Below are 12,571 nucleotides of genomic sequence, written 5' to 3'. Positions count from 1 at the left end.
AAAAGCCTCGTGTCGGGCATACCAGTCGAGACGCAAAGTTTAGCGCCGAAGTCGGTCATGCTGAAGATTCAAGCGAAGTGCAGATACACAAAAGCCGGGTTTCCCCGGCCTTTGTGGCTTAACACTAACCAAAGAGCGTAGCGAGCGAAGGTCAGGCAAGGCAAAAGCAGGCGAAGAAGCGGAGTGTACTTTTGTACATGAGCATCTGAGCCTGCTTTTAACGCAGCATCACCGAAGCGCAGTAGATCTGCCTTACTTGCGTCGCATCGACAGGAAGAACTCTTCGTTGGTCTTGGTTGCCTTCAGCTTGTCGGTGAGGAACTCGATGGCGGCGATTTCATCCATCGGATGCAGCAACTTGCGCAGAATCCACATGCGCTGCAGTTCGTCTTCGGCAGTCAGCAACTCTTCACGGCGAGTGCCGGAACGGTTGATGTTGATCGCCGGGAAGACACGCTTCTCGGCGATACGACGATCCAGAGGCAGCTCCATGTTGCCGGTGCCTTTGAATTCCTCGTAGATCACCTCATCCATCTTCGAGCCGGTTTCCACCAGCGCGGTAGCGATGATGGTCAGCGAACCGCCTTCCTCGATGTTGCGCGCGGCGCCGAAGAAGCGCTTGGGCTTCTCCAGGGCATGAGCATCGACACCACCGGTGAGGACCTTGCCGGAGCTCGGGATCACGGTGTTGTAGGCACGTGCCAGACGCGTGATGGAGTCGAGCAGGATAACTACATCCTTCTTGTGCTCGACCAGGCGCTTGGCCTTCTCGATGACCATCTCGGCGACCTGCACGTGGCGGGTCGGCGGCTCGTCGAAGGTCGAGGCGACCACTTCGCCGCGCACGGTGCGCTGCATCTCGGTCACTTCTTCCGGACGCTCGTCGATCAGCAGGACGATCAGGTGGCATTCGGGGTTATTGCGGGTGATGTTGGCCGCGATGTTCTGCAGCATGATGGTCTTGCCGGCCTTCGGCGGCGCCACGATCAGGCCGCGCTGACCCTTGCCGATCGGCGCGCAGAGGTCGATCACCCGGCCGGTGATGTCTTCGGTGGAGCCGTTACCGGCTTCCATGACCAGGCGCTTGGTGGGGAACAACGGCGTCAGGTTTTCGAACAGAATCTTGTTCTTCGCGTTCTCCGGGCGATCGTAGTTGATCGTATCGACCTTGAGCAGCGCAAAGTAACGCTCGCCTTCTTTCGGCGGGCGGATCTTACCGACGATGGTGTCGCCGGTACGCAGGTTGAAGCGGCGGATCTGGCTCGGCGAGACATAGATGTCATCGGGGCCAGCGAGGTACGAGGCATCCGCGGAGCGGAGGAAGCCGAAACCGTCCTGGAGAATCTCCAGCACGCCATCACCGGAGATTTCCTCGCCGCCTTTCGAGTGTTTTTTCAGCAGCGAGAAGATCACGTCCTGCTTGCGCGAACGGGCCATGTTATCGATGCCCATTTGTTCAGCGAGTTCTAGCAGTTCGGTAATCGGCTTTTGCTTGAGTTCGGTCAGATTCATAGGAATGACGTAATCATGAAGGAGGGAGAATAAGCTATTCGCTTGGGAGGCCGCGCCGCTAAACAAGGCGACTGGATCGCCTGCTGGTGTAGCGAAGTATTCGAGTAGGAATGCGGCGACAACGGCTTGCAGAGGGCTGCATAGAAAATACAGCGAGGCCGAATGTAACACCGGCTTGACGAAGGCGTCTAGCCTTCATGCAGAAAAAAGCCCCGCTATTGGCGAGGCTTTTTATTAATCACAGCCACTCAGATATTGCTGTCGAGGAAAGCCGTCAGTTGCGACTTGGACAGTGCACCCACCTTGGTCGCCTCAACGTTACCGTTCTTGAACAGCATCAGGGTCGGGATGCCACGCACGCCGTACTTCGGCGGGGTGTCCTGGTTTTCGTCGATATTCAACTTACAAATTTTCAGCTTGCCTTGGTATGTCTGGGCAATTTCGTCGAGAACCGGCGCAATCATCTTGCATGGGCCGCACCACTCAGCCCAATAGTCGACCAGAACCGGGCCATCGGCCTGGATCACATCTTCGTCGAAGCTGGCATCGCTGACATTGGTGATGAGTTCGCTCATGGAAAGTCTCCGTGTTCGGAAGCAAAAAGTGGCTGGCATCATAGCCCGGCTTTGGCGGCACAGGAAGGTGAGCACTATTGATAAACACTATTGAGCTTATCTATGGACCTCAGAAAATTTTCCGGCAGTCCAGTCACAGAGCACAGCAAATAGCGGCTCCGTACGCAAGGTCGGCCAACGGATAAAGTGCCGAATGACCACAGCCCAGGAGAATTGCCAACGCCCTGCGCCGGGCACCGACGCCCGCATCGCAGGCGTCCGCGCCTAAGCGCAGAGCGTCCTGAGAGCACAGCAGGATCACTATGCGTTGGCGTGCCCGGCCTATCGTGGCAGGATGGCGGCGTCCCACATCGAGACGTTTACCTCCATGACGCATACCCCTGCCGAGTCATTGCCATTGATTGCCGCCATCGATCTGGGCTCCAACAGCTTCCACATGGTCCTGGCCAAAGCCGACCATGGCGAGATTCGCATTCTCGAACGCCTGGGCGACAAAGTGCAGTTGGCTGCCGGTATCGACGAGCAACGCCTGCTCAGCGAAGAAGCCATGCAACGCGGTCTTGACTGCTTGCGCCGCTTCGCCCAGCTGACTGCCCGCTTGCCCGAGGGCGCACTGCGCATCGTCGGCACCAATGCCCTGCGCGAGGCACGCAACCGCGGTGAATTCATCCGCCGCGCCGAAGAACTATTGGGACATCAGGTGGAGGTCATCTCCGGTCGCGAAGAAGCGCGGCTGATCTACCTCGGCGTCTCGCACAGCATCGCCGATACCCCGGGCAAGCGCCTGGTGGCCGATATCGGCGGCGGCAGCACCGAGTTCATCATCGGCCAACGCTTTGAGCCGCTGCTGCGCGAAAGCCTGCAGATGGGCTGTGTGGGCTACACCCAGCGTTTTTTCAAGGACGGCAAGATCACCCCGGCGCGTTACGCCCAGGCCTACACTGCGGCGCGCCTGGAACTGATGGGCATCGAACACGCCCTGCGACGAATCGGCTGGCAGGATGCGGTCGGTGCCTCCGGCACCATCAAGGCCATCGGCCTCGCCACCAAGGCAGCCGGCCATGGCAACGGTGAGGTGACGCCGCAGGGTCTGGCCTGGCTGAAACGCAAGATCTTCAAGCTCGGCGAGACGGATAAACTCGATCTCGAGGGCATCAAACCGGATCGCCGGGCGATCTTCCCTGCCGGACTGGCGATTCTCGAGGCTATTTTCGATGCCTGCGAGATCAGCCGCATGAGCCACTCCGAAGGCGCCTTACGCGAAGGTGTGCTGTATGACCTGCTCGGCCGCCATCACCACGAGGACGTGCGCGAGCGCACCCTGAGCGCGCTGCTGGAGCGCTACCACGTCGACCTGGAACAGGCGGCACGCGTCGAAGCCAAGGCCCTGGAAGCGCTGGAGCAGGTTGCAGATAGCTGGCAACTGGACGATGAGTGGCACCGCGAATTGCTGGTATGGGCGGCGCGGGTGCACGAAATCGGTCTGGACATCGCCCACTACCAGTACCACAAGCACGGCGCCTACCTGATCGAACACTCCGACCTGGCTGGTTTCTCGCGTCAGGATCAACAGATGCTGGCGCTGCTGGTGCGCGGTCATCGGCGCAATATTCCCAAGGACAAACTCGGCGAATTCGGCAAAGACGGCCTCAAGCTGATCCGCCTGTGCGTGCTGCTGCGCTTCGCCATTCTGTTCCACCACATCCGCGGCAGTCAGGAGTCTCCCATGGTGCGCCTGCAGGCGAGCGGACAGCACCTGGAAATCCGCTTCCCGGAAGGCTGGCTGGAAACCAACCCGCTGACCCAGGCAGACTTCACTCAGGAAGCGGAATGGCTCAAAAGAGTCGGCATAGTACTCAGCGTGCGCTGACCAACGGCACCGTCAGCTTGTCCAGCAGCCCCGCCTGGGCACTGCGTGGATGCTGGTTGCCGGTTGGGCTACTACGCAGGTAACGGCCATCGGGCTGCAAGATCCAACTGTGGGTGTTATCCGTCAGGTAGGCATCCAGCTCCTTCTTCACTCGCAGAATCAGTTTCTTGCCTTCTACCGGGAAGCCGGTCTCGACCCGCTTGTCGAGGTTGCGCTCCATCCAGTCGGCACTCGACATATAGATCTTCTCCTCGCCCTCGCTGAGGAAGTAGAACACCCGCGTATGCTCGAGGAAGCGGCCGATGATCGAGCGCACCTGGATATTGTGCGACACCCCCGGGATACCTGGGCGCAGGCAACACATGCCGCGCACCACCAGGTCGATCTTCACCCCGGTCTGACTGGCCTTGTACAAGGCGCGAATTATCTTCGCGTCGGTCAGTGAGTTGAACTTGGCGATGATGTGCGCCGGCTTGCCTTCGCTGGCCAGGTGAGTCTCGCGGGCGATCAGGTCGAGCAGGGTCTTCTTCAGGGTGAAGGGCGCATGCAGCAGCTTCTTCATGCGCAGGGTCTTGCCCATGCCGATCAGCTGACTGAACATTTTCGACACGTCCTCGCCCAGTGCCACGTCGGCGGTGAGCAGGCTGTAATCGGTGTACAGGCGAGCGTTGCCAGCGTGGTAGTTGCCGGTGCCGAGGTGCGCGTAGCGGACGATATCGCCGTTCTCGCGGCGCAGGATCAACATCATCTTGGCGTGGGTCTTGAAGCCGACCACACCGTAGATCACCACCGCACCCGCCGCCTGCAGGCGACTGGCCAGGGCCAGGTTGGACTCCTCGTCGAAGCGTGCGCGCAACTCGATCACCGCAGTGACCTCCTTGCCGTTGCGCGCGGCTTCCACCAGGGCGTCGACAATTTCCGAGTTGACCCCGGAGCGGTACAGGGTCTGCTTGATCGCCAGCACGTGCGGATCTTTCGCCGCTTGGCGCAGCAGGTCGACCACCGGAGTAAATGACTCAAAGGGGTGCAGCAGGAGGATGTCCTGCTTGCTGATTACGCTGAAGATGTTCTCGCTGTTCTGCAGTAACTTGGGAATCACCGGGGTGAACGGCAGATATTGCAGCTCCGGATGACTGGCCAGGCCGGTGATACTGAACAGCCGGGTCAGGTTGACCGGGCCGTTGACCTGATACAACTCGGTCTCGGCCAGACCGAACTGCTTGAGCAGATAATCCGACAGATTCTTCGGGCAGGAGTCGACTACCTCCAAACGCACCGCATCGCCATAGCGCCGCGAGAACAACTCGCCGCGCAGGGCACGGGCCAGGTCCTCGACATCTTCGGTATCGACCGATAGATCGGCGTTACGGGTAAGGCGGAACTGATAGCAGCCCTTGACCTTCATGCCCTGGAACAGGTCGTCGGCATGCGCGTGGATCATCGAGGAGAGGAACACATAGTTATCCCCGGCTCCGCCGACCTCTTCCGGTACCCGGATAATCCGCGGCAGCAAGCGCGGCGCCGGAATGATCGCCAGGCCGGAATCACGCCCGAAGGCGTCGACCCCTTCCAGCTCGACGATGAAGTTCAGGCTCTTGTTCACCAGCAGCGGGAACGGGTGGGTCGGATCGAGGCCGATGGGGGTGATGATCGGCGCAATTTCGTCGCGAAAATAGCGCCGCACCCAGCTCTTCAGCTTGGTGTTCCAGTGGCGCCGACGGATGAAGCGCACCTGATGCTTTTCCAGCTCTGGCAACAGGGTCTCATTGAGAATGGCGTACTGGCGCGAGACCTGTTCGTGGGTCAGCTCGGAAATCCGCGCCAACGCCTGGTGCGGCTGCAGGCCGTCGGCGCCCGCCTGCTCGCGGGCGAAGTTGATCTGTTTTTTCAGGCCGGCAACGCGAATCTCGAAAAACTCGTCGAGGTTGCTGGAGAAGATCAGCAGGAACTTCAGCCGCTCCAATAATGGATAGGACTCATCCAGCGCCTGCTCCAGCACCCGGATGTTGAACTGCAGCTGGGACAGTTCACGGTGGATATACAGGCTGCTGTCGTCCAGGTTTGGCACGACCAGCGGCGGTGCCGGCGTTGGCACTTCGACCGGCGGCTGAGTTTCCACCACGAGGTCGGCGACGACAGGTTGGGGATCGAGCAGTTCGCTATCGGTGAGTCCTTCGGTATTCATTAGATCGTCCTGGCAGGACTAGCGGCCCTGCTGTAACAGTTCTGCCGCGCGAACGGCGAAATAAGTGAGGATGCCATCGGCGCCGGCGCGTTTGAAGGCGGTCAGGGATTCAAGAATCACCGCCTCGCTCAACCAGCCATTCTGGATCGCGGCCATGTGCATGGCGTACTCGCCACTGACCTGATAGACAAAAGTCGGCACACGAAATTCAGCTTTTACCCGCCAGAGGATGTCCAGATAAGGCATGCCCGGCTTGACCATGACCATGTCGGCGCCTTCTGACAAATCCGCCGCCACTTCATGCAGCGCTTCATCACCATTGGCCGGGTCCATCTGGTAGCTACTCTTGCTGCCTTTGCCGAGGTTGGCGGCCGAGCCCACGGCATCGCGAAACGGTCCGTAATAGGCACTGGCGTATTTGGCCGAGTAGGCCATGATCCGCACATTAGTGTGATCGGCCAGCTCCAGCGCCTCGCGGATCGCCTGCACGCGGCCATCCATCATGTCCGACGGCGCCAGCACCTGGGCGCCCGCGGCGGCATGCGACAGCGCCTGTTTGACCAGGGCGTCGACGGTGATGTCGTTCTGCACATAGCCGTTTTCGTCGAGGATGCCGTCCTGGCCGTGGGTGGTGAAAGGGTCGAGGGCCACATCGCTGATCACTCCCAACTCGGGAAACCGCGCGCGCAGGGCGCGAATCGCACGCTGGGCAATGCCTTCCGGGTTCCAGGCTTCGCTGCCATCCAGCGACTTGTTCTCCAGCGGTGTGACCGGAAACAGCGCCAGCGCTGGAATCCCCAAGGCCACCCACTTTTCCGCCTCTTGCAGCAGCAAGTCGATGGACAAGCGCTCGAGGCCAGGCATCGATGGGATGGCTTCGCGGCGGTTGTCACCGTCCAGTACGAACACCGGCAGGATCAGGTCATCGACACTCAAACGGTGCTCGCGCACCAGGCGACGGGAAAAGTCGTCACGGCGGTTGCGGCGCAGGCGAGTGCCTGGGAATAGGCGATTGGCAGAGGTGATGCTCACGACAGACTCCAGAGCCCGCTCGAACGGGCCAATGTGACAGTTATAAGCGACCATTATGACCAAAGTATGACGGCGCACGATAACGCTGCGACCGCGTGCCGCAACCTCTTGGCCGGACGCCGGACAAAGCAGGCCGGCATTTTCACCTGACGCGAGGCAAACGGCTAGCGCGAGACAAGGTAAACGCAGCCGCTATGCCGCCTTGCGCAGCAAGGCGCGCGGAGCCCAGCACAAGGCAATTCCGCTCGCCAGGCTGTAGCCCAACAACAGCGCCCAGGCCAGCGTCTCTGCGGGTAGCAGGCCAGCACCTTGGGCCAGCCACAACGCAGGCAGATTGAGCAACAGGCGCAGCAGCTCCAGAGGCACAACCCAGGGACGGTTTTCCAGCCAGACGCCGAGCGCATACAAGCCGAAGGCCATCCAGACCCAACCCAGCAGCAACACCGGCGCGCGCAACTCGGCACCGAGCGCCAGCAAGTAACTGCCGCCAGCCAAGTAGAGGGCGAACTGTGCAGCGGCATAGACTTTCTGGGCGCGACTCAACGGCACCTGGAATTTGACGAAACGACTCAAGTCCGGTTTGTCCTGCGGGTAGCTCGCCGCCACATCGGCCGGACGCCAGCCAGTGCGCATAAACCAGATGCGCAGCTTGTCGCGCCATGCCTCGGCGCGCTGGGCATCCTGCCACAGCGCCACATAGAACTGCAGATTGGCCCACAACGGGTTCCAACTGGCCAACGCCGTGGTTACCCCGAAAATCACCGGCTGCTCGTCCAGTTCCTCCTGGAAGGTGTCAAACAGACGATCCCACACAATAAACACGCCGCCATAGTTACGGTCCATGTAGACCGTGTTTTGCGCATGGTGCACGCGATGATTGGACGGCGTGATCAACAGCCACTCCAGCCAGCCGAGCTTGGGCACGTGGCGGGTGTGCACCCAGAACTGGTACAGCAGGTTCAGGGCGGCAACTGTCAGAAACACCAGGGGCGGCACGCCGGCCAGCGCCATTGGCAGGTAGAAGATCCAGCCGAACAGGAAGCCGGTGCTGGTCTGCCGCAACGCAGTGGAGAGGTTGTACTCTTCGCTTTGGTGGTGCACCGAATGGGCAGCCCACAGCACATTACGCTCATGCCCCAGGCGGTGATGCCAGTAATAGCAGAAGTCGTAGAAAACGAATGCCACCAACCACACCCACAACGCATCGGCGGGCAGTTCAAGCAGTCCGAGATGCTGCCAGGCCAGGGTATAGCTCAGCACGCCCAGCGCCTTGGTCAACAAACCGCTGGTCGTCGACAGCACGCCGGCACTCAGGCTGTTGATCGCATCGGCCAGGCAGTAAGTGCTGACACCCCGCCAGCGGTCGAGCAGCAACTCCAAGACAATCAAGAGAAAGAAAAAAGGTACGGCGTAGAGGACGTAATTCATGTCGCAGCCATATCGTTGAATAAAGCCCGAGGTTAGGATTGTTCAGCGCAGCCTAGCCCATGCCATCGAGACCCTCGCGGCCGGTCATGACAACCTGAAGGGCATTTGGCGACAGCAGATTTGTAGGTCTTTTTTCGCGACGCTGACAATTCTTGGCACCCGGCCCTCATCTCCACTGGTAATCCCAGCAACAGGCTATTCTCCTACTGCGCACCCACCTTGGCCCAACCCTGTAACCAGGAGTATTCGATGAACAAGAAAGTGGCGGTAATTCTTTCTGGCTGCGGCGTTTACGACGGCTCGGAAATTCATGAGAGCGTGATCACCCTGCTGCGCCTGGATCAGCGTGGCGCCAAGGTGCAATGCTTCGCGCCCAACGTGACTCAGCTGCACGTGGTCGATCACTACAGTGGCGACGAGATGGATGAAACGCGCAATGTGCTGGTCGAATCGGCGCGCATCGCCCGCGGCAAGATCAAGGACGTGCGCGAACTGCATGTCGGTGATTTCGACGCGCTGATAATGCCCGGTGGTTTCGGTGTGGCGAAAAACCTCTCCGACTTTGCCCTGAGCGGCGCCAACTGCACGATACAGCCCGATGTATTGAACGCCGCCCAGGCCTTCGTCAAGGCCGACAAACCGGTCGGCCTGATGTGCATATCGCCCGTCCTGGCGGCGCAGATATTCGGCAAAGGCGTGGTCTGCACTATCGGCAACGACCATGAGACGGCTGCGGCGTTGACCCAGATGGGCGCCGTGCATAACGAGTGCGAGGTCGAAGACATCGTCGAAGACGCTTCCCATAAGCTGATCAGCACCCCCGCCTACATGCTGGCCCAGTCGATCAGCGAGGCGGCGTCCGGCATCAACAAGCTGGTCGACCGGGTACTGGAGCTGGCCCACGCAAAATAACCGGCCGAACGGCGCAGCCCGCACCGCGGACTACGCCGAACCCGCCAATGCACGCGGCACACCCGCCGCGCCTCTGGCCAAGCCTGGCTCACTGCGGCAGCGTGGCGCTATGTCCACGGAGATTCGCGCCCATGACCACGCAACCTTTTGTACTCACTGCCGAACTGCAACAGGCAGTGAGTGGCTTCTTTCAGCGCATTCCGTTCAATCAGTTCTTGGGCATTCAGCTCGACGAGCTGTCGCCCGAACGGGTGCTGATGTCCCTGCCGATGAAAGACGAACTGATCGGCAACTTCATGCACGGCATCCTGCATGGCGGGGTGATTTCCTCGATATTGGATGTGGCCGGCGGCGCCATGGCCCTGATCGGCGCCTTCGAGCGCCACCAGCACCTGTCCAGCGCCGAGCGCATGACGCGGCTGTCCAAGCTCGGCACCATCGACCTGCGCGTCGACTACCTGCGTCCCGGGCGCGGTAAACACTTCATCGCCAGCGCCGTGTTGCTGCGCTCAGGCAACAAGGTCGCGGTGGTACGCAGCGAGCTGCACAGCGATGACGGCACCCTGGTGGCCGTGGGCACCGGCACCTATCTCTGCGGTTAAATGCGCATCAACCGGGTCAGGATACGATCCAGGGCGTTGGCGAAGGCTTGCCGGTCCTTGTCTCCATAGGGCGCCTGGCCGCCGCCGACCTGGCCCTGCTCTCGCAGGTCGGTAAACAGATTACGCACCGCCAAACGTTCGCCCATGTTGCGCTCATCGAACTCCTTGCCGCGCGGATCCAGGGCCGCCACGCCTTTCTTCACCAGCCGATCGGCCAACGGCACATCGCTGCAGATCACCAGCTCACCGGGCACCGCGTGCTCCACCAGGTAATCGTCCGCCGCATCCGGGCCACTTGGCACCACGATCAAACGCACGCAGGTGTAGGCTGGCCGAGGCTGCGCCTGGCCGGCCACCAGCACCACCTCGAAACTGCGTTTGAGGGCGAACTTCACCAACTGATCCCGCGCGGCTTTAGGGCAGGCGTCGGCATCTATCCATACGCGCATCGATAATTACTCTCCATGGGCCGGGCAGCGCCCGGCGACTCTCCCATCATGCCAACTTTCGGCGACGACGCCAGCGCCCACCTACGCATGTTTGACCGTGGCGCGGCGCCGCTCACCAAGCCAGCTTCGCGCATACAGCGCGACCACCGCCAGCGTCGCCACGGCCTGCGCAGAGAGGCTATAAGCATCGGCATGGATCCCCAGCCAGTCGAATTCGAAGAACGACACCGGTCGCGTGCCCAGCACCCCGGCTTCCTGCAGCGCCGCCACACCGTGGCCGGCGAACACCACCGACAGCACACAGAGCAGGATGGCGTTGGCACTGAAGAAGGTCGCCAAGGGCAACTTGCGCGAGCTGCGCAACACCACCCAGGCCAGACCAACCAGCAGCAGCAATGCCGTCGCCGCGCCGGCCAGCACCATAGCGTGTCCCGCCGGCCCTGCCTGCAACCAGAGGGTTTCGTAGAACAGGATGACCTCGAACAGCTCGCGATACACCGAAAAGAAGGCCAGCACGGCAAACCCGAAACGTCCGCCGCCGCCCACCAGGCTGGAGTTGATGTAGTTCTGCCAGGCCGCCGCATGCCTGCGGTCGTGCATCCACACCCCAACCCACAGCAGCACCACACTGGCAAATAACGCGGTGGCGCCCTCCAGCAGTTCGCGTTGCGCGCCACTGACGTCGATCACGTAGGCTGCCAGGGCCCAGCTGCCAAGCCCAGCCAGCAGCGCCAACGCCCAGCCCAGGTGCACGCTGCGCGCGGCCTGCTGCTGACCGGTGTTGTTCAGGTAGGCGAGAATCGCCGCCAGCACCAGGATGGCCTCCAGCCCTTCGCGCAAAAGGATCAACAGGCTGGAAAGAAAACTCAGCGAGGCATTCATCTGGCCGCCCGCCAGCAGCTTGGCCGACTCGTCCAGCGCCGCCCTGGCCATTGCCAATGCCTGTGCCGCCCGCGCCGGACTGTCCCCATCCTGCAGTGCCTGACGATAGGCCATCAACGCGCGCTCTGTGGACTTGCGCTGCAGCGGATCGAGGTTATCCAGAGCACTCTCGACCAGCTCGAAGCCTTCCAGGTAAGCCGCCACTGCAAGGTCGTAGGCTTGCTCGGAGCGGCCGGCGCGATAGGCCTGCAAGCTCTGCTCGAGGGTCTTGGCGCTAAACTCGAGCAACTCCTGCGGACCGCGTTGCGTCTGCGGCGGTCGCGCGCGCTGGGCACGGAAGGCGGCGGCATCCTGCGCGCCCCGCTGGCTGGCGATTTCCTCGGGCGTAGAGCCGGCCAGCTCCGCCAGGCTGAAACGGGAATTGCCGGCCTGCGCCGGATCGGCGGTGAACGAGGCAATGTAGCTGGCCAGATCCCAGCGCTGACGCTCGTCCAGTTGGTCAGCGAAGGCCGGCATGTCGGTGCCGTCGATCCCCAGGCCAAGTGTGTTGAACAGGTCGTACAGACTCATGCGATCGAGGCGTGCACTATCGCGCAAGTCGGCTGGCGGCGGCAGCAGACCGATCCCCGCCGGTCCATCCCCCACCCCGCTGTCACCATGACAGACCGCACAATGCTGGGCGAACAACGGGGCTCCACGTTCCGCATCGGGGGTAATCGCCGGGGCCTGTGCCACCCCATACAACTCAGCCAGACGAGTCGCCAGCTGGCGAGCCTGGCGGGCCACCTGCTGGCCATCCTGACGCTGACTGACCGCTTCGCGCAGACTGGCTACGCCCTGCTCCAGCGCAACGCGCCCGGCATGGGCTGGCAGGGCAACGATCAGCCCCTGCAGCACCGCGAGAAACTCCAACTGCTCGCGGTACTCAGCCGAGTCGACGACACGGCCAGCCGAGACGGTAAGCGGGTAATCGGCGCCAATATAGCCAAGCAGGTGCAGAGATCGAGCGGCACTGTCGCCGGTTTCGGCGAAGGCCACGAGGCTAATCAGAGAGAGGGCTGACACCACCACAACAGCCAACCAGCGCGGACACCTAAGCATGAGCCAATCCAAAATGAGAATAT

10 protein-coding genes are annotated in these 12,571 nt (G+C 61.4%); 3 read left to right on the top strand and 7 right to left on the bottom strand.

Features of this window, described 5'->3' with window-relative positions; translation table 11 throughout:
* Positions 1-252: 252 nt before the first annotated feature.
* Together rho and trxA are read right to left on the bottom strand one after the other, a co-directional pair.
* Positions 253-1,512 carry a transcription termination factor Rho gene (rho, locus tag TMS3_RS04220; protein WP_025164005.1) on the bottom strand — a complete coding sequence of 420 codons (1,260 nt, stop codon included), beginning with the start codon at positions 1,510-1,512 and terminating at the stop codon, positions 253-255.
* Between the two features lie 248 nt (positions 1,513-1,760).
* Positions 1,761-2,087 carry a thioredoxin TrxA gene (gene trxA, locus TMS3_RS04215; RefSeq protein ID WP_025164004.1) on the bottom strand — a complete coding sequence of 109 codons (327 nt, stop codon included), beginning with the start codon at positions 2,085-2,087 and terminating at the stop codon, positions 1,761-1,763.
* 367 nt (positions 2,088-2,454) lie between these two features.
* Here trxA and ppx point away from each other — a divergent pair, with 367 nt between their 5' ends.
* Positions 2,455-3,957 (top strand): exopolyphosphatase, encoded by a 1,503-nt coding sequence (gene ppx, locus TMS3_RS04210; RefSeq protein WP_025164003.1) that lies wholly within the window; start codon positions 2,455-2,457, stop codon positions 3,955-3,957.
* Here the strand turns inward: ppx and ppk1 are convergent.
* The 3 genes from ppk1 to TMS3_RS04195 form a co-directional block, all read right to left on the bottom strand.
* Positions 3,944-6,142, bottom strand: a complete 2,199-nt coding sequence (ppk1, locus tag TMS3_RS04205) for a polyphosphate kinase 1 (protein ID WP_025164002.1) — start codon at positions 6,140-6,142, stop codon at positions 3,944-3,946. The genes ppx and ppk1 overlap by 14 nt on opposite strands.
* An 18-nt stretch (positions 6,143-6,160) precedes the next feature.
* The gene (gene hemB, locus TMS3_RS04200) at positions 6,161-7,174 is read right to left on the bottom strand and encodes a porphobilinogen synthase (RefSeq protein ID WP_025164001.1); all 1,014 of its coding nucleotides are present in this window, start codon (positions 7,172-7,174) and stop codon (positions 6,161-6,163) included.
* Between the two features lie 192 nt (positions 7,175-7,366).
* Positions 7,367-8,602, bottom strand: coding sequence for a sterol desaturase family protein (locus TMS3_RS04195; RefSeq protein WP_025164000.1), 1,236 nt, complete (start codon positions 8,600-8,602; stop codon positions 7,367-7,369).
* Positions 8,603-8,851: 249 nt separating this feature from the next.
* Here TMS3_RS04195 and elbB point away from each other — a divergent pair, with 249 nt between their 5' ends.
* Positions 8,852-9,514 (top strand): isoprenoid biosynthesis glyoxalase ElbB, encoded by a 663-nt coding sequence (elbB, locus tag TMS3_RS04190; protein ID WP_025163999.1) that lies wholly within the window; start codon positions 8,852-8,854, stop codon positions 9,512-9,514.
* Positions 9,515-9,645: 131 nt separating this feature from the next.
* Complete coding sequence (locus TMS3_RS04185; protein WP_025163998.1) at positions 9,646-10,116, top strand: thioesterase family protein; 471 nt, start codon at positions 9,646-9,648, stop codon at positions 10,114-10,116.
* On the opposite strand, the gene TMS3_RS04180 is transcribed toward TMS3_RS04185, so the two are convergent.
* Positions 10,113-10,565 (bottom strand): YaiI/YqxD family protein, encoded by a 453-nt coding sequence (locus tag TMS3_RS04180; RefSeq protein WP_025163997.1) that lies wholly within the window; start codon positions 10,563-10,565, stop codon positions 10,113-10,115. The genes TMS3_RS04185 and TMS3_RS04180 overlap by 4 nt on opposite strands.
* 81 nt (positions 10,566-10,646) lie before the next feature.
* On the bottom strand, positions 10,647-12,548 hold the full coding sequence (locus tag TMS3_RS04175) for a cytochrome c/FTR1 family iron permease (RefSeq protein WP_025163996.1): 1,902 nt from the start codon (positions 12,546-12,548) through the stop codon (positions 10,647-10,649).
* Positions 12,549-12,571: the final 23 nt, after the last annotated feature.

This window comes from Pseudomonas taeanensis MS-3 (genome assembly GCF_000498575.2).
GTDB lineage: Bacteria > Pseudomonadota > Gammaproteobacteria > Pseudomonadales > Pseudomonadaceae > Aquipseudomonas > Aquipseudomonas taeanensis.
This window is presented reverse-complemented; position numbering and strand designations above follow the sequence as displayed.

What these genes read in the sequence shown, in the direction of transcription:
- rho (WP_025164005.1), bottom strand. Translation starts at nt 1,512, where the DNA reads ATGAATCTGACCGAACTCAAGCAAAAGCCGATTACCGAACTGCTAGAA.
- trxA (WP_025164004.1), bottom strand. Translation starts at nt 2,087, where the DNA reads ATGAGCGAACTCATCACCAATGTCAGCGATGCCAGCTTCGACGAAGAT.
- ppx (WP_025164003.1), top strand. Translation starts at nt 2,455, where the DNA reads ATGACGCATACCCCTGCCGAGTCATTGCCATTGATTGCCGCCATCGAT.
- ppk1 (WP_025164002.1), bottom strand. Translation starts at nt 6,142, where the DNA reads ATGAATACCGAAGGACTCACCGATAGCGAACTGCTCGATCCCCAACCT.
- TMS3_RS04195 (WP_025164000.1), bottom strand. Translation starts at nt 8,602, where the DNA reads ATGAATTACGTCCTCTACGCCGTACCTTTTTTCTTTCTCTTGATTGTC.
- elbB (WP_025163999.1), top strand. Translation starts at nt 8,852, where the DNA reads ATGAACAAGAAAGTGGCGGTAATTCTTTCTGGCTGCGGCGTTTACGAC.
- TMS3_RS04185 (WP_025163998.1), top strand. Translation starts at nt 9,646, where the DNA reads ATGACCACGCAACCTTTTGTACTCACTGCCGAACTGCAACAGGCAGTG.
- TMS3_RS04180 (WP_025163997.1), bottom strand. Translation starts at nt 10,565, where the DNA reads ATGCGCGTATGGATAGATGCCGACGCCTGCCCTAAAGCCGCGCGGGAT.
- TMS3_RS04175 (WP_025163996.1), bottom strand. Translation starts at nt 12,548, where the DNA reads ATGCTTAGGTGTCCGCGCTGGTTGGCTGTTGTGGTGGTGTCAGCCCTC.